General features: G+C 47.4%; 19 protein-coding genes. 16 read left to right on the top strand and 3 right to left on the bottom strand.

Going from position 1 to position 17,153, the window contains the following annotated elements; all coding sequences use genetic code 11:
- Window positions 1-244 precede the first annotated feature (244 nt).
- The 4 genes from KW93_RS14055 (at window position 245) to KW93_RS14070 (ending at window position 2,663) form a co-directional block, all read left to right on the top strand.
- Window positions 245-1,084 (top strand): STAS domain-containing protein, encoded by an 840-nt coding sequence (locus tag KW93_RS14055; protein WP_033543668.1) that lies wholly within the window; start codon window positions 245-247, stop codon window positions 1,082-1,084.
- 46 nt (window positions 1,085-1,130) lie between these two features.
- A complete protein-coding gene (locus tag KW93_RS14060; RefSeq protein ID WP_033543669.1) occupies window positions 1,131-1,625 on the top strand; it encodes a GNAT family N-acetyltransferase in 495 nt (164 codons plus the stop codon).
- 128 nt (window positions 1,626-1,753) lie between these two features.
- The gene (locus KW93_RS14065) at window positions 1,754-2,077 is read left to right on the top strand and encodes a PadR family transcriptional regulator (protein ID WP_033543670.1); all 324 of its coding nucleotides are present in this window, start codon (window positions 1,754-1,756) and stop codon (window positions 2,075-2,077) included.
- Window positions 2,064-2,663: a DUF2812 domain-containing protein gene (locus KW93_RS14070; RefSeq protein WP_033543671.1), complete on the top strand. Its 600-nt coding sequence runs from the start codon at window positions 2,064-2,066 to the stop codon at window positions 2,661-2,663. The genes KW93_RS14065 and KW93_RS14070 overlap by 14 nt, the downstream gene beginning before the upstream one ends.
- 161 nt (window positions 2,664-2,824) lie before the next feature.
- Here the strand turns inward: KW93_RS14070 and KW93_RS14075 are convergent, their stop codons facing one another.
- Window positions 2,825-3,364: an SDR family NAD(P)-dependent oxidoreductase gene (locus KW93_RS14075; protein ID WP_052131642.1), complete on the bottom strand. Its 540-nt coding sequence runs from the start codon at window positions 3,362-3,364 to the stop codon at window positions 2,825-2,827.
- Between the two features lie 182 nt (window positions 3,365-3,546).
- On the opposite strand from KW93_RS14075, the gene KW93_RS14080 reads away from it, so the two are divergent.
- From KW93_RS14080 to KW93_RS14115, 8 genes are all read left to right on the top strand, one after another.
- A complete protein-coding gene (locus KW93_RS14080; protein ID WP_033543685.1) occupies window positions 3,547-4,059 on the top strand; it encodes a kinase in 513 nt (170 codons plus the stop codon).
- A gap of 64 nt (window positions 4,060-4,123) precedes the next feature.
- Entirely contained in the window at window positions 4,124-4,597 is a 474-nt protein-coding gene (locus tag KW93_RS14085; protein ID WP_033543672.1) for a hypothetical protein, read from the top strand.
- A 64-nt stretch (window positions 4,598-4,661) separates the two neighbouring features.
- The gene (locus tag KW93_RS14090) at window positions 4,662-5,726 is read left to right on the top strand and encodes a DmpA family aminopeptidase (protein ID WP_033543673.1); all 1,065 of its coding nucleotides are present in this window, start codon (window positions 4,662-4,664) and stop codon (window positions 5,724-5,726) included.
- A 19-nt stretch (window positions 5,727-5,745) separates the two neighbouring features.
- The gene (locus tag KW93_RS14095) at window positions 5,746-6,090 is read left to right on the top strand and encodes a hypothetical protein (protein WP_033543674.1); all 345 of its coding nucleotides are present in this window, start codon (window positions 5,746-5,748) and stop codon (window positions 6,088-6,090) included.
- Between the two features lie 84 nt (window positions 6,091-6,174).
- On the top strand, window positions 6,175-6,594 hold the full coding sequence (gene arsC / locus KW93_RS14100) for an arsenate reductase (thioredoxin) (protein WP_033543675.1): 420 nt from the start codon (window positions 6,175-6,177) through the stop codon (window positions 6,592-6,594).
- Between the two features lie 175 nt (window positions 6,595-6,769).
- A complete protein-coding gene (locus KW93_RS14105) occupies window positions 6,770-8,701 on the top strand; it encodes a fructose-bisphosphatase class III (protein ID WP_033543686.1) in 1,932 nt (643 codons plus the stop codon).
- Window positions 8,702-8,913: 212 nt separating this feature from the next.
- A complete protein-coding gene (locus tag KW93_RS14110) occupies window positions 8,914-9,111 on the top strand; it encodes a hypothetical protein (protein ID WP_033543676.1) in 198 nt (65 codons plus the stop codon).
- A gap of 141 nt (window positions 9,112-9,252) precedes the next feature.
- Window positions 9,253-9,438 (top strand): hypothetical protein, encoded by a 186-nt coding sequence (locus KW93_RS14115; RefSeq protein ID WP_033543677.1) that lies wholly within the window; start codon window positions 9,253-9,255, stop codon window positions 9,436-9,438.
- A gap of 68 nt (window positions 9,439-9,506) precedes the next feature.
- Here the strand turns inward: KW93_RS14115 and KW93_RS14120 are convergent, their stop codons facing one another.
- Window positions 9,507-10,034 carry a hypothetical protein gene (locus KW93_RS14120; protein WP_033543678.1) on the bottom strand — a complete coding sequence of 176 codons (528 nt, stop codon included), beginning with the start codon at window positions 10,032-10,034 and terminating at the stop codon, window positions 9,507-9,509.
- 27 nt (window positions 10,035-10,061) lie between these two features.
- A complete protein-coding gene (locus KW93_RS14125; protein ID WP_033543679.1) occupies window positions 10,062-11,267 on the bottom strand; it encodes an MFS transporter in 1,206 nt (401 codons plus the stop codon).
- Between the two features lie 259 nt (window positions 11,268-11,526).
- Here KW93_RS14125 and KW93_RS14130 point away from each other — a divergent pair, with 259 nt between their 5' ends.
- From KW93_RS14130 to KW93_RS14145, 4 genes are all read left to right on the top strand, one after another.
- Complete coding sequence (locus tag KW93_RS14130; RefSeq protein WP_033543680.1) at window positions 11,527-12,012, top strand: GNAT family N-acetyltransferase; 486 nt, start codon at window positions 11,527-11,529, stop codon at window positions 12,010-12,012.
- Window positions 12,013-12,100: 88 nt separating this feature from the next.
- A complete protein-coding gene (locus tag KW93_RS14135) occupies window positions 12,101-12,943 on the top strand; it encodes a hypothetical protein (protein ID WP_033543681.1) in 843 nt (280 codons plus the stop codon).
- A 119-nt stretch (window positions 12,944-13,062) separates the two neighbouring features.
- Window positions 13,063-14,421, top strand: a complete 1,359-nt coding sequence (locus KW93_RS14140) for a 3' terminal RNA ribose 2'-O-methyltransferase Hen1 (RefSeq protein WP_033543682.1) — start codon at window positions 13,063-13,065, stop codon at window positions 14,419-14,421.
- Complete coding sequence (locus KW93_RS14145; RefSeq protein ID WP_033543683.1) at window positions 14,421-17,012, top strand: polynucleotide kinase-phosphatase; 2,592 nt, start codon at window positions 14,421-14,423, stop codon at window positions 17,010-17,012. Before KW93_RS14140 ends, KW93_RS14145 begins: the two co-directional genes overlap by 1 nt.
- Window positions 17,013-17,153 lie beyond the last annotated feature (141 nt).

Here is a 17,153-nt window from a genome sequence, read left to right on the forward strand (position 1 = left end):
GCCGATCATAAAAGTAAAATAGTCTTCACTAAAAGTTCAAGAACATTCTCTCCAAGCGAAAACCTCCAAACCCTTCCGGAAGACTTCGTATCCGTGAAGCCTTTTTCATATCAAAGGGATTAAACTGCCAACCTTTTCTTTTTTTATTTATCGTTAAATTTGAAGTATACTTTGTGATAGGAAGAAAAAAGAGAAGGACGTCCGTCCAATCGAACGGAAATAAGTGGAAAAAAGGAGAAAACCAATGATAAGCGAAATGTTACATAAGTTTCTTTGCGAAAAAACCGACTTCTTGACGGAGCAATGGTATGAAAGGCTGGATAAAAACAAAAATGGCATTTACGGTTCCCAAAATCCGGAAATCATCGAGCAGCTGAAAGAACAAAATAATGAATTCCATGTCCGTTTCTGTACCATATTCGAGAAGAGCGATGAAGAAACTCTGAAAGAATTTCAGGATTGGATTTATAAAATTGCCAAAGACGAAGGGCATTTGAACACGCCTTTATCTGACATTCTGGAAGAATTTTTTGTCACTGAAAAACAATACCTGGAACTCATAAAAGAATTTGCAGAAACGCATCAGGACAGCATTTCGCTGGCGGAATTCAGTGAAATCAGTTATAAAATCACGAGCACCATCAACGACATTGTCCTGGAATTCAGCCGTCAAAACACCTTGGCGTCAGAACAGCGGCTGAATGCCCAGCAGGAATTGATTACCGAAATGAGTGCGCCGGTCATTCGCCTGGGCGAAACGATCGGGCTGCTGCCGTTGATCGGGGAGATTAACACCCACAGAGCCCAGGTCATTTTCGAAAAGGCATTGGAACAAAGCGCGGAAAATAAAATCGAGACACTCTTCATCGATTTATCCGGCGTGCCGATTATCGATACCATGGTGGCGCATCAGATTTTCCAGCTGATTAAGGGGCTGAAGCTGATTGGCGTCTCGACCGCGTTATCAGGCATCAGCCCGAATATTGCTCAAACGTCCGTCCAGCTTGGCTTGGACTTCTCGGATATCAAAGTTTATAATACGCTGACGCAGGCGATTGAGCTTCAGGAGACGAAAGTCTTTTAATGCCAGCAATAGAAACGGGCTAGCGCAGATGACTGGAGGAAGAAAGATGCCAGTTTTGATCATCAAACCGGCTGAAATCCACATCGAAGAGATAGCTGAAATCTGTTCGACTGGCTGGAAACAGACAGTGGAGGGCAAGCTGAGCGAAGAATACCAGGAACAGAATGTCGCTTTCTGGTATAACCATGAACGGATTAAGAACGATCTGGAAGCAGGATTCTATACGCATGTTGCCTTGATCGACTCTGACGTAGCGGGAGTGATTGGCGGCGGCATCACCAGCCCCGGTGTGAGCGAGGTATTCATGCTGTATGTGGCTGAAACGTATCGCTACCAGGGCATCGGACGGCAGTTGCTCGATGCGCTGACCGGCTTGCAGAAAGAGCAGGGTGCTTTGGTACAATGGGTTTCGGTGCAGGAAGACAATGAAAGAGGCATCCCGTTTTATGAAGCGAGAGGATTTAAGTTGCAAGGGAAGAAAATAGAGCAGACGGATACCGGTGAAGACCAGGTATCGCTGCGTTATATGCGGAAGATATGATGGGGAAAAGAAGCCGGGAGAGGCTTCTTTTTTTATGTTGCACCAAAAAAAGTATTTATACAGTTGAACTATACAGTTAGACTGTGTATACTTTAATTATATAGTCCAACTGTATAGGGGATGAATTCATGAAAAAACATAAGCTGCTCCCGCTGACGGAGACGATGCATTATATTTTATTGGCGCTGAGGGAGCCTCTGCACGGTTACGCTATTATGCAAAAAGTAGAAGGAATGAGCAACGGGGAAGTCCGGATTGCTGCGGGAACTTTATATGGGGCCATCGAAAATCTATTGAAATACCACTGGATCGAACTGCTGCCAACGGATGAGCCCAGGAGAAAAGTGTATGGCATTACGGATGAAGGTTTAAAGATCCTGGACACAGAACGAGCGAGGCTGCAGCATATTCTTTCACTCCATGAAGGAGGCGTAAAGCATGAAGAAGTTTAGAATGTTCATGGATATTCAAAAAGAAGAGGACTGGCTGAACGAAATGGCGCGAAAAGGCTGGCTGTGCAAACGTGTCAGCTCACTTGGGATTTATCATTTTGAAAAAACAACTGCCACGGATCAAGTGATTCGGATCGATTTTCAAACTTTTAGATCGAAAGAAGCGAAGGAGCGGTACATCGAACTCTACGAAGATTATGGATGGACACATTTGGGAGGCAGAGAATCGCATTACTGGCTTAAACCAGCGGATGGTATGGACGAACTTTTTTCGGATGATGCATCCCAAAAAGCTTATCTTCGCCGCCTGCTCGAATATTACGGTACATTCTGCGTGATATTTTTCGTAATGACGATTGCCACATTCAATAATTTCTCCCAGTACAGAAACCCGAAAGATGCCTATTTTACACCCGGCTTATGGGACAAAGAAGGCCTTAACTTTCTGTTCGCCTTTCTGTTTGAAACACCTTTTGCCGTCGCAAGATTTGGCGCGCCGTGGTTTTTCCTCCTCTGTCTGGCATTGCTGTTTATCATGTATGGAAAATACCTGACGCGAATAAAGAAAATAGAGAAGGCTGATTAATAAAGAGGTGCTGCGGTGAGCAGCACCTCTCTTCTTTTTGGAATGGAAAGTATTTTGACCAAATTGGAAATACGCCTAAAACACAGAATGATTGGATGGTTTCGCTCAGCGGGAACCATCCCCTGAACATTCGCCGCGGCGTATGTTTTTCCAGTCAGCACTTAAGGTCGCTCCTCCCAAGGCGTCAATGTTCCGACAAGCTGTATCGCTTTTTCTTCCATAATCGCTTTTATGACGCCTCCAGAAATCTCTTCATGTGTCAGCCAGCGAGAGGTGCCGTTTTCCAGCTTGAATCCGAGATGGATTTGATGATACTGAACATGCGAAGGGACTGCCGCTTTCTTTTTGATTTCTTCCAGATTCGAGCTGCTGCCGTTCACATGGAATAATTTCCACGATAGATGAGAAGGAATGGAATCGGTCAAACAGGAAATCACCTCGGATCCGTTTGTATGAATCCATGCAACCACTAAACCAACCGGTCCTTTCTTTTGCTGAATATGCAGCAATTGCGCCTCCAACGCCTCCTTATTCGTGTAATCGACTAAGACCGGCGCAATTTGAGCAGGATTTTGTTCGATCAGCCGCTGCATCTTTTCCGGATTCCGGCCAATCACCGATACATGGTAGCCATTATCCGCCAGCCATAAAGAAGTGCGGGCAAGCATGCCGGTGCCGCCGATAACCAATGCGTGTTTCAATAGGATCAGTCCTTTCCTGAACAGAATAATGAAATAATTTCAAATTGAATGGGAAGAAAAGGCATTTAATGCGTTATGATAAAAGCAAAAGAGATTATCGGGAAGCTTAGTTCCTTCTATTCTCATATTACTGCATGATGGTCAAAATCAATTCATACATTTGGTGGAAAGGCTTGATTCGTATCGATACAAAACTGATTATTCTAAGGGGCAATTCCGGCAGCGGCAAGACCACAATCGCTAAAAAGCTGCAGGATCATTTCGGTGACGGCACGCTGCTTGTTTCGCAGGACACGGTCCGGCGCGATATGCTGAGCGTCCGCGACAGAAAAGGAAACCTGTCGATAGACCTTATCAGACAGATTACGGAATATGGCAAAGGCAAATGTGAATTTGTCATTTTGGAGGGGATATTGATAAAAGAAGGCTACGGGGATATGCTGCGTGGGCTCATCCGCTTCTTCGGTGGCAATGCCGATGTTTATTATTTCAATCTGCCTTTTGAGGAAACGGTGAAACGCCATAACTCGCGTGCTCTGGCCAATGCGTTCGGAGAAGAATCCATGCGGGCATGGTGGCGGCCGCAGGATTATCTCGGCACAGAAGGTGAACTGATGCTGACGGAAGAAATGACAATGGAAGATATTGTGGAGTTGATCTGCAGCCGGATAGAAGTGCAGGAAACCAGCAGTTGATGAAATAGAAGAGGCATTTAGTGAATGTGCCAATCAATTTTGAAGCATATCGAGAGGTGAACGCATGGCAATGAAAAAACAGTCCAGCGCAATAAGTATCATAAAGATATTTAGCTATGGAGCGCTCCTGTTGAGTTCGCTGTACTTTATTTCTTATTTGAATATTTTTCCCGAAGCGGTCAGTTACCACGAAGAGCAGCAAACCATTGAAATTAAGCAAGGGGCATTGGAGAAAACTTCCTATACTTTCGACAAATCCGAGCTGGAGTTGAACGACCAGTTAAGGCTTGCTATCTTAAGAGATGATATTTCGATTCTGCAGAGTCTTTTAGTGTTGATTGCGGTAATTATCCCTCTTGGTTTCATAGTGGCAATTGAGCAAAGAAATATTGAACTGTTTAAGTTCAGTAAAATACTTAAGACGCTGTCATTCCTGTTAGTGCTGCTTGCCGTTTCAATCCTCTTGATAGTTGGCTATACGCAGAAAGTAAAGGATATTAATGAAAACCTTTCTCCCTTAATTTCAGGAGAGACTTGAACTAATGAAAAAATCCGATAGAGAGTACTTTTTCCAGGAAAAGATTTATAAAGGGGCAGATTAAATGTTCAATCAAAAACGGATACGCGACTACGGCGTGGAAATCGGGCGGCTGAAAACGGGACCGCGCAACGCCATCACCGATGTGGAAGGCGTAATGGTCGGGCATGTGACACTCAGTGAAGGCAACAGTCAAACGGGCGTAACGGCTATTTTGCCGCATCCCGGCAATATGTTTAAAGAGAAGCTGATCGCTTCGAGTCACGTCATCAACGGATTCGGCAAAACGATGGGTACCATCCAAATGGAAGAACTCGGCACGCTGGAGACACCGATATTACTGACGAATACACTCGGTGTTGGCGTGGCGGCTGATACATTATTCGACTATATGCTGGAGGGGAATCCGGAAATCGGCCGCACGACCGGAACGGTGAATCCGGTCATCGGTGAGTGCAACGATATGTTTTTGAACGATATCCGGGCGAAATTTGTGAAGCGGGAACATGTTCTGGAGGCGCTCCAAAACGCTTCGTCCGACTTCGAGGAAGGAGCGGTCGGTGCAGGGAGAGGCATGCTGTGCTATTCGCTGAAGGGAGGTATCGGTTCCGCTTCCCGGCTCGTCGAATTGGCGCACGGCACCTACACGCTCGGGGTAATGGTGCTGTCGAATTTCGGCATCCTCAGCGATTTGCTGGTGAAAGGAAAAGCGGTGGGCCAGGAATTGAAGGAAGCTCTTTGTGACTCCCATAAAGAAGAAGACAAAGGCTCGGTGATGATAATCGTCGCAACAGACTTGCCGCTATCCGAACGTCAATTGAATCGGATTCTCAAAAGATCCGTTGCCGGCTTATCGAGAACCGGTTCGATCATTACAAACGGCAGCGGCGAAATCGTCATCGGCTTCTCGACAGCTACTCGCATTCCGCATGACAAGCCCGAACAGCTCTCCATAATTCCGCAGATCCATGAAGAAGATATGGACGAGGCATTTCGTGCAATAGGTGAAGCGACGGAAGAAGCGGTGCTGAATTCACTCATAACAGCAGAAGAAGTAACAGGCCGTGATGGCAATAAAAGACCGGCATTCAAGGATTTGATCGAGAAGTTTGACGTTTCGTTAGTGTGAGTTTAAAGGGGTGCCATTGATGAAAATAAGTGAGGAGAAGAAAGTTTTCCTTGTCATGCTTCTATCAATTGCGGCTGCCATTTATGTGGCGATGGATATAATGCAACAGGTTCAAGCTGGTTACTTTCCATACATTACATCTTTAATTTTATTGGGCTATGCGGTATCCATAATAGTGGCCTTGTTGCTGTCGCTAAAAAGAGAGTTGAATTTGGAACAAAAAATGAATAAAGCAATAGAGTTAAGAGGAGCAGGTCAGCATCAACAATCGAACGTTTTGATTGTGGAATTAGTAAATAATTATCCAGAAGATGCCGAGTTTAATTTCCAGTGTGCGTGGAGCATTGATTCTTCGTTTCAATGAAGATATCCAAAGGCGATGCTTCACTTGTACATATAAGCAAATGCTGATATGTTAATTGGAGAAAATAAAGAGGGAGTTTTTAAGATGGCGAAAAAGACATTATACTTTCTGTGCACCGGAAACTCATGCCGCAGCCAGATGGCGGAAGGCTGGGGGAAAGAAATTCTTGGTGACGAATGGCAGGTGCTGAGTGCCGGAATTGAAGCGCACGGCCTGAATCCGAATGCAGTGAAAGCGATGAACGAAGTGGATATCGACATTTCCACGCAGACTTCGGACATCATCGATACCGAAATTTTGAACAATGCAGATTTCGTTGTGACCTTATGTGGGGACGCTGCCGATAAATGCCCGATGACCCCGCCGCATGTGAAACGCGATCACTGGGGTTTTACGGACCCGGCAAAAGCGGAAGGCACCGAAGAAGAGAAATGGACTGTTTTCCAGAACGTCCGAGATGAAATCGGCGCACGCATCCGCCAATTCGCACAAACAGGTAAATAGAGAAAAGCCGGATATCGCGTCCGGTTTTTTTGATGCTGCCGTATTTCCCACTAGAGCCCACGCGCCAACTGCTATAGACTGGAAGCAGGGAAACTTATTTAATCAACAGCTTAATCTGAACAGCTGCTTTTTAAGAATATAAATCATGAAAGTATTCGAAAGGGGATTTCCAATGCTGAATACAAAATACCTGGATTTATTGGCGCAGAAATACGACAGCGAAGAGAAAGTGGTAACCGAAATCATTAATTTGGAAACCATACTCGAACTGCCGAAAGGGACGGAGCATTTTGTCAGTGATCTGCACGGCGAATATCAGGCTTTCCAGCATGTGCTGCGGAACGGTTCCGGCAATGTGAAAGTGAAAATCCGCGATCTGTTCAAAAATGAACTCGGGGAAAAAGAGCTGAACGAATTCGCGACGCTTGTTTATTATCCGGAAGAGAAACTTCAATTGATCAAAAGCCACTTCAGCAGCAAGCAGGAACTGCGCGAATGGTACATAGAAATGATCGAGCGGCTGCTGAAGCTGGTGTCGTATGCGTCTTCGAAATATACGCGTTCGAAATTGCGCAAGGCACTGCCGAAACAATTCGTCTATATTGTCGAAGAGCTGCTGTACAAGACGGACGAGTTCTCGAACAAAAAAGATTATTACGCGAAAATGGTCGACCAGATCATCGGACTTGGGCAGGCGGACAAGCTGATTATCGGACTTGCTTATACAATGCAGCGCCTCACGGTGGACCATCTTCATGTTGTCGGCGACATTTATGACCGGGGGCCGGATCCGCATAAGATCATGGATACGCTCATCGATTACCATTCCGTCGATATCCAGTGGGGCAACCACGACGCCCTGTGGATAGGGGCGTTTTCAGGTTCGAAAGTATGCCTGGCGAACATCATCCGCATCTGTGCGCGCTACAATAATCTCGATATCATCGAAGATGTATACGGCATCAATCTGCGTCCATTATTAAATCTGGCGGAAAAATATTACGAGGACAATCCGGTTTTCCGGCCGAAACGCATTTCCGGTGAAATTCTGACAGAGCAGGAACAGCTGCAGATCACGAAAATCCACCAGGCGATTTCCATCATTCAGTTTAAGCTGGAGAGTCCGATTATCAAGAGGCGTCCGAGCTTTGAAATGGAAGATCGTTTATTGCTGGAGAAGGTGGATTATGACAATAAAACCGCGACCATTCACGGTATTACGTATGCACTCGAAAATACTTGTTTTGCGACCATTGATCCCGAGCAGCCCGAACGTCTACTGGAAGAAGAACAGCAAGTCATCGACAAGCTGCTGTTCTCGATCCAGCATTCGGAAAAACTGGCCCGCCATATGAAGTTCCTGATGAAAAAAGGCAGTTTGTATTTGCAATACAACGGCAATCTGCTCATTCACGGCTGCATTCCTCTCGAGGAAAACGGAGAAATGAAAAGGATGGAAGTCGAAGGGAAAAGCTATGCAGGACGTGAGTTGCTGGATGTTTTCGAGCAATACCTGCGGCAATCATTTGCCAACCCTGACGAAACGGATGACTTTGCGACCGATATGGTGTGGTACCTGTGGACCGGCGAAAATTCGTCGCTTTTCGGGAAGCGCGAGATGACCACATTCGAGCGCTATTTCATCAAAGAAAAAGAAACACATAAAGAACGTAAAAATCCGTATTATTATCTGCGTGAAGACGAGGAAATGTGCCGGAAGATGCTTGAAGAATTCGATTTGGATCCGGATCACGGCCGCATTATAAATGGCCACACGCCGGTCAAGGAAATCGACGGCGAAAATCCGATCAAAGCAAACGGCAAGATGCTCGTCATCGACGGCGGATTCTCCAAAGCCTATCAGTCCACCACAGGCATTGCCGGCTACACGCTTCTCTATAATTCCTACGGCATGCAGCTTGTAGCTCACCAAAAGTTCAATTCAAAGGAAGAAGTATTGAGCAATGAAACCGACGTCCTGTCAGTCAAACGGCTGGTGGACGAGGAGCTGGAGCGCAAAAAGGTGAGGGAAACCAATATCGGCAGCCGGCTGCTGCAGGAAATTGAGAGCCTGAAAAGCCTGCGCGAACATCGGTATATGGAATAGATGTTACGAAGTCTTTGATACGTTGAATTCTGAAGCGCCTGCCGGCAATCCGGCTGGCGCTTTTATTCTTATATGGATGCTTTTCGCAGGCGAAAAGCGAAAAACCGATCAAGTAAATAACCTTAAATTGCTATATGGGTGCTGTCATGAGAGCAAGGGGCCTTTAGCCATCTTTCCAACTGTATGTTACAGTAAATGGAAGGGGTGTGATCATGAAAAAAGATTTAAAATCGTTAGCCGGTCTATTATTGGGAGCAGTTCTAGGTTATTTTATAATCCGTTTAATATTCGAAGGCGATGAATCAGTAATCAATACTACAATTGGTGTCGCATTGGGAATGGTCATCACATACGCTGCAATTATAGGATTTAAAAAAGCTGCAGGGAAATACGATGATCAGGAAGATTAGAGTACCTTTTTTATGTGCAGAAAAATGGAATGAAAGGTTCATTATTTTTTTCTTATTTTTTATTATTCATTAGAGACAGTTATACATATTTTAAAAGAGAAAAGCAGATTCGGGTGTCAGGCCAGACGAGGGGGAAGAAAGATGAGATTCTTATGGGTTTTCGGCGTTTTAATGTTTATTGCCTGCTTTATATTCTTCGTGATGAATTTCATGGGAGGCTTCAGTGGAATTACCTTAGTCGTCACTTTATTCGGCATGTTGAATGCGGGCATAGCCATTGGAGTAGCGGAGTTATTAAATAGAAGCAGTGGCTTAAGTAAGGAATGAACCGGACAAAATAGTAAATAGAAAGAGAGCCTGCAGTCTGCGGGCTCTCTTTCAAATTATATGCCATCTTACGCCGAGGCAAATTCCTTCAATTGCCCGATCTGATTTTCAACAAGCGGCCAATAGTGAAAGTCGATGCCGAACTCTGTCAACACCCGCAGTGGTCCTTGTCTGAGGGTAAAGGTTTCTGTCTGTATGCCGGGCTGACGAAGTGTGGAAAATAACACTTCACATCGGCAATCGTAGAGAGTTTTCAATGACGTAATCTTTTCTTTCGTTATATTGTTCACGATAAGATAGTCCTCCAACTGCTCAAACAAGATCTCCAACAGACCCTCCACGTCGCTATTCAATAAATCGGCTTCTTCTTTATTCAAATAGAAGGAATGGGCCCAGAAAGCGAAAGATGCAGGCCCGTGCTGCGAGAAGAAATTCGGCTCGCCTCTATTGAAATGGAAAGTGTCGGTCAGATTCAAATAGCTGTTTATCTCCTGATGGTTGAATACTTTCACGTGCTCGTCTCCCACCGAGTCGTAGAACGACTTAGGCTGGGAAAAAAAGCAGAAACTCAATACGTATTGGTGTAATGGATCCAAATGATTCCTCCTAATTTATAAATGATTTTATTCCTGAACTGTGCGCCACATAAGGGCTCTGCCCTGGTAGGCAATCAAACTGGCCAGGCCCAGCAGCAACCCGGATAAGATAAAGACGCTGCGGATGCCGAAAGCATCTGCCAGAATACCCATCGTCAGAGATGCGATTCCGAAAGTGCCGGTGCCGATTGCGCCGAGAGTGGTGTAGACGGTCGGCAATTGGTCGGTGGACACGCTCGTCTGCACAACAGTTTGTTGCGGAATGCTTTTGATCTGGGTGAAAACGCCGACGAGAAACGACAGCAGCAACGCGACTGGCGGCAAACTGTTCAATCCGAATAATATCGTGGCGACACTGCTGAGAGCGGCTCCTCCGAAAATAAGAGAGCTGAGATGTTCATTGATCCAATCGGCAAACTTCAAGCAGAAGAAACTGCCGCCGATCAAACCGAGGAAGAAGCAGCCGTTGATGAAGCCCCACCATTTTTCGTCGACTGCCAGCGCATCGCTGATGAATACATAAAGGATTGCGGCAATCCACACTGTTCCGGCGATTGTTTCAAGTGCATCCATCCAGGCGAGCCGCTTCAGTACAGGCGTTTTAGCGATGGTCTGCCAGCCTTTGCTGATTTGCAGCCATTTCCCTTTTTCTTCTGCAGGCGTGAAAGCGACAGGTTCCATCATACTTAACAGCGCACTCGATACAAGAAACAGGACGGCCGTCAGCCACAGCAGTTCATTTGCTGTCAGCCAGATCAACAGGGAGCTGCCGATAAACCACATGGCGGTTTGAATAAACTGGGTGACTGATTCAGTGATGCCATTCGCTTTCAGCAACTGCTCATTTTTTACATATACCGGGATCAGCGATTGGGTGACCGGATTGGCGCAGCCATCCAGCAGCGCGACAAAGCTGATGACCACAAACAGCCAGAAGTAATTGGATAATGAAAGCTGCGGCAAAAAGAAGGCCAACGCAAAGAGCAATCCCGTTTTCCCCATTTGCGAACAGGCGAGCAGCCATTTTAGATGGAAGCGCTCCATAAGAAGCGGTGTCAGCAGATTCGACACGAACATGGAGCCTGTAATCGTAAACGGTACGAAAGCCGCTGCAGTCGCCGAGCCGGTCAGTTCAAAAACAAGGTAGATTATACCGACAATGTAAAGAACGTCGCCAATATTGGCAAAGGACTGTCCCGTCAGCAGCAAATTGAAATTTCTATTCAGTTTCATTAATTGTTCCCCCAAGAATTTAATCTTTGAATAAGATTATGAATTCAAGGGAAACTTAAATTGGACTGACAGTCACGGCCGATGTTCCTTTCTGGACAGAGATAAATCCTTGGGGTGATTTATCCGAAGAGTTCATTAATTTCATTATACGCGAAATTTTCTGATTATAAATGGCGATGAAAGAAAAATTTGGATATAGTGTAGAGAAAGCAGACAGAGATATATTTACAACCAGACTTCCAAAAGGAGTTGAAGTTAATTGTTCGAAACAGAAAGATGTTACTTATCCGCTTTTCAGAAATCGGACAGAGACGATGTCGCTCAACTTTTCAGTGATCCTGCAGTCAGAACCTATCTCGGTGGGGTCCGGAAGCGGGATGCGATCAAGGTGATACTGGATGAAATGCTGGCCTCGATGGACGATGCGTATTACTGGGTGGTGCGGGAAAAAGGCACAGCGGAATTTATGGGCCTGATTTCACTCGACCTTCATCACGAAGGCGTCGACCAGGAACTTTCCTATCAGTTTCTGCCGGGATGGTGGGGCAGGGGGTATGCATATGAGACGGCGGCAGTAATCATCGATTTTGCGTTAGAGGAGCTGAAGCTGCCGGGGCTGGTGGCGGAAACGCAGAGCGCCAATCTTGCTTCGTGCAGGCTGCTGGAGAAACTCGGGATGACATTGGAACGGACAGTGGTCAGGTTCGGGGCGGAACAGTCGATTTACGCGATCCGGCCTGTTTAACGATGTCGGGAAGCAAAAGAATACAAGGGAGATGACAGCCTTTTAACGAATAGTGTAAGCAATAAAGCAAAGTCAGGATGTGATGAAGATGCTGAAAACGCCTATCCACCTAACTGAACATATTGTCTTTACAAATGAAGACTCCCGTTTCAAGGAATATTCCATACGCGATGCAGACTGGCAGGATCAAAACGGACTGGCTTTAGCGATATCCATTAAAGGGAGAAGCTGGATCGTCATCAACAGTGAATGGATTCCGTCTCCGATTAAGGATGACAGCCCGTTCATCCGCTGGATCGATCAGGACCGCATCCTTCTTGTGCAGCGCAGGAGCGGCAGGTTTGAAAAGAACGTCTTTATCCTGAATCTGTCCGGAGAAATAACCGGTTCTTTTCACGCGGGTGACGCAATCGAAGATGTGGTTGCCGGTCCGGAAGGGATTTGGATCAGCTATTATTACGGAGGTTTCCGAAAGGGGCTGCCAAATGAAAAACTTGTTCTGTTCGGTATGAATGGGCTTCCGATCTTCAGATACGAGTCGGACTTGCCGGAAAAACCCGACATCCTCGAGATTCTGACGCTCGTCAAAGGCAAGGAATCGGCCATCTGGCTGGTGCCTTTGCTGAAGCCGCTGGTGGAAATCGTTCCTGAAGAGACTTCGCTCGCCCTCTATGAACATCCCAATCTCCTGAAGAGCGGGACTTCCGCTGTTTGCATCCGCGGAGATTTCGTCTATTTCGTGCTGGAAGATACGAAATGGTGCTATGCCTGCCGGATCGGCGAAGAAACGGCGCAGCCCATCGGCAAGATCAAAGGCGAGTCGCGCGGCCTTGCGCCGACTGAGTCGTATCATTTCATTGCCTTTTCGAATGTTTGGGGAGAAGTGAGGCTCTTCCATATAGACAATAAAGAAGAGAATTTTCTGGTTTGAGGCTGGATCTGCCGCTTCAACGAGAAACGCAACGTTAAATAAAAATGAATAAATTTCCAGTTGCTATGATATATTTATGGTATTATTCAGCAACTTGAAGAGGCAAAGGAGCGTGTACCATGCAACTGACGATTCATGCCGCGGGTGACAATGTCAAAGCGGTTTCTTATTTATTGGCGAAAAATCCGGGTAATTTATATGAAAGAAGCCAGAAAGGCCACCTGGTGCGCATGTTTTACAGCAAATTCACGGATACCGAACTTGAAATGACGATTTTCGTGACGCCGGACCCGATTGAACTGATCCAGAATTCGGGGAATTCTTACGATATCACGCATTACATCAACGACCGGGAATTCGCCGTCTCAAGCATTTTCCTGTCGCTGATCCGCTCAGCGCTTGGCACAGCGCTGAACGGCCAGCCGAAAGAGGAGTATGCAGAATGGGTCGAGCATCCGTTTCCGTTTACGTTTGAACTCGGTCCCGTAAATACGACGCTGCCGGATTCGCAGTTGAGGAATCTATTCGAACCGATGGGCTATCAGGTGGACATTACGCGTCCCGAAATCGATTATTCCTTCGATTTAAAAGAGAAGAGCACAGTGCGCACGATCCGGTTGAGCGGTGAACAGACGCTTAAGGATGCGCTGCGCCATTTGTTTGTGCTGATTCCGGTCATTGACGATTACAAGCATTATTTTATTGATGAAAAAGAGGTTGAGAAAGTCGGCCGTTACGGAGAAGGCTGGCTGGATCAGCATCCGCTGCGGGAAACGATTTACCGGCGCGCGCTCCGTTTCAAGGAAGTCTATGACCTTGTTGAGAATGGTGAAGCTGAACCGGCAGAGGCTGCTGCACCTGCGCCGCTGAAGAAAACGTCATTGAATGAGCTGCGCTACGCAAAAATCGCAGAAACAGCAGCGTTCCTGAAGCCGAAAAGCATCGTCGATTTCGGGTCGGGGGAAGGCAAACTGGCCGTTAAACTCGGTTTTATTGACGGAGTGGAAGAGGTTCTGGCCGTCGAACCGTCGCAAGTGGAGACGATGAAAGCGCTGCGGCGTTTTGAGAAAGTGGAAAACAAGGCGAATTTCGTCGAGCCGAAGACGCTTTGGGGTTCCCTGTTTTATTTTGATGAACGCTTAAAAGGGAAAGATCTGATGATTCTCTGTGAAGTCATCGAGCACATCGATGAAGAGCGGCTGCCGAAGATATTCGATGGAATTCTGCACGACTATGCGCCGAAATCGCTGATCGTGACGACGCCCAACCGCGAATACAATGAAGTTTATGATATGGATGATAATTTCCGCCACGATGACCACCGCTTCGAATGGACGCGGCAGGAGTTCCGCGCCTGGTGCGAACAGCGTAATCATGCGGGCAATTACGATATTGAATTCGCCGGAATCGGCGAAGAACATCCGGAGCAGGGGTTCCCGACGCAGATGTGTGTGTTCCAAAGGAAGGTGAATAATTGATGAGAATCGGCTTGCCGCACGCAGGGGTCGTATTATTGATCGGACCGTCCAACAGCGGGAAATCGACGTTAGTGAGACGGTTAATAGCAGAAGGGCAGATTTTAGCATCGGAAGTGGTGAGTTCCGATGATTTCAGAGTTTTAGTCGGGGATAAGGAATTCATCGACTGGCGCGACCGGCCGCAGGATGAAGCGGCGGGGCTGATGGATGAGTACCAGGAAATATCCGCAGAAGCTTTTGAGATGATGGACCGGGTCATTGAAGCCCGCTTGCGATTGAGCAAGCTGGTGCTGGTTGACGCCACGCATCTCCGTTCAGATGACCGGAAACGATACATAGCGCTCGCGAAAAAGAATCATATGCCGATTCAGGCCATCGTCTTTGACGTATCGGAGCGGACGCTTACCGACCGTGATGAAAACCGGGACAATCCGCGGGGCAAGCGCCGTATCAAACAGCAATTCCAGGTTTTCCGCAACGAGAAACGGTTTATTAAGAAAGAAGGCTTTGCTTCTGTCCATACCGTGAAAGATACGGAAGAAGTGGAAGTGTTCAGGCACGTTAACCCGATTGTAATCGATTTGGACAACGGCATTGACATCATCGGAGACGTTCACGGCTGTTTCGATGAACTGATCCAATTGCTTGTGAAACTCGGATATGCGGAAAATGAGGGAGGCTTATATGAACATCCCGAAGGCCGCAAATTTGTTTCGGTCGGCGATGTGATGAGCAGGGGACCGGCTTCGCTCCAGACGATGCGGTTTTTCCTGAAGCATGTCGAGAGCGGGCGCGCACTGATGATCGACAGCAACCACGGCTGGAAAATCGCCAGGTGGCTGGACGGGCGGCAAGTGGTGCTGAGTCACGGAGATGAAAAAGTGGAAGAAGAATTCCGGGTTTTCGAGGAGCAGGAAGGGACAGAGCGAGCAAATGAGCTGAAGCGGCAATTAAAAGACTTTCTGTTGGCTGCGCCATCCCATTACGTCTTCAAAAAGAACGGCGTACCGACGCTCGTTTGTGCACATGCCGGCATCCGTGACGAATTCATCGGCAAAGAGTCCGGCGCCATCAGTGATTTCTGCCGGTACGGCGATACGGGCGGCTTCGATGAAAACGGCAAGCCGGTCCGGAATGATTGGACAGTGGGGCATCAAAACCGCTTGTTGATCGTCTGGGGGCATGACCCGAAACCGAAGCCGCTGTTGATCAATAACACGATCAACATCGATCAGGGAGCGGTCTTCGGCGGCGAATTGACGGCTTACCGTTATCCGGAACGGGATTTCGTATCCGTCAAAGCGAAAGCGGATTATTCCGGCGCTGCAGACAACCCGCTGATGGAATGGGAGAAGAATCGCCTGAATCCGCCGAATATCGGCAAGTTCATCAACGGCTATTCGGTGCTGACTGATTTTGCCGGCGAAGTGCGCATTCCGCAGGAGCTTGTAAAACCGGCGATTGATGCCGTTTCACATTACACGGTGCCGATTGAGCAATTGATCTACATCCCGCCGACGATGAGCCCGACGCCGAAACCGTCAGCGCTGCCGGATTACCTGGAGCATCCGAAAGAGGCGATCGATTATTACAGAAGCAACGGCGTCCACACGATGATCGCCGAGAAAAAGCATATGGGCAGCCGGGGGATCCTGTTTTTATTCAAGGACAGGGAATCGTCTTTGAAACACACCGGCATCGAATCGCTCGGCTCCATCTACACGCGGACCGGCAAACGCTTTTTCGACCGCGAAACGGAAATGCGCCTGCTTGCTGAACTGAACGAAGAATTGACTCGAATAAAATATTTTGACGAGCATCAGACGGATTACGTGCTGCTGGACGCTGAAATCATGCCATGGAACCTGAAAGCGAAAGAGCTGATCAGCAACCAGTATGCGCACGTCGCAGAAAACGCAGTGCTCGACCGGACGCTGCTGAAAGAAAAATTGACGGCAGCGCTGCCGATGAATGGCGATCTGCAGGCTTGGCTGGACGAATACGACAGCAAGCTGGAAAACGCCAACGACTTTCTGCAGGTATTCCAGAAATATTGCTGGGACATCGAGGGGGACAATAGCATCCAGATTGCGCCGTTCCATATTCTTGCCCACAGCGGACGTACGTTTTTCGACAGGCCGCATACATGGCATATGGAGATGAACCGGAAACTTGCAGATGCGTCCCGCCTGTTCGTCGAAACGGAATACAAGGTCATCACGGACGAGGCCAGTGAAGCCGAAGTGATTGACTGGTGGAAATCGATTACGAAAGACGGGCACGAAGGCATTATCATCAAACCGGAATACTATATCGCCCGGGCTAAAGGCAAATTGCTGCAGCCGGCGATCAAGGTGCGGGGACAAAGATATCTGCGCATTATCTACGGCATGGATTACCTGGAGCCGAAAAACCTGGAGCGGCTGAAAAACCGCAACACCGGCAAAAAGCAGAAGCTTGCTTTGAGAGAATTTGCACTGGGCCTTGAAGGCATTGCGCGCTTCGTGAACGGGGAAACGATCGAACGCGTCCACGAATGCACGCTCGGCGCATTGGCGATGGAATCCGATCCGGTCGATCCGCGATTATAGAAGAATGTTACGAAAACCGGGAGGCTGATGATGCCTTTCGGTTTTTTTCGCTTTTCGCGTGCGAAAAGCATGCGTTATTGTCTTTTGAACTGGGGGATTTTGCGTATATCGTCGTTCAGCGAATTAAATCGGCGCTCAGCG

This window comes from Planococcus sp. CAU13 (assembly GCF_000775575.1).
In the GTDB taxonomy this organism is placed as follows: domain Bacteria; phylum Bacillota; class Bacilli; order Bacillales_A; family Planococcaceae; genus Planococcus.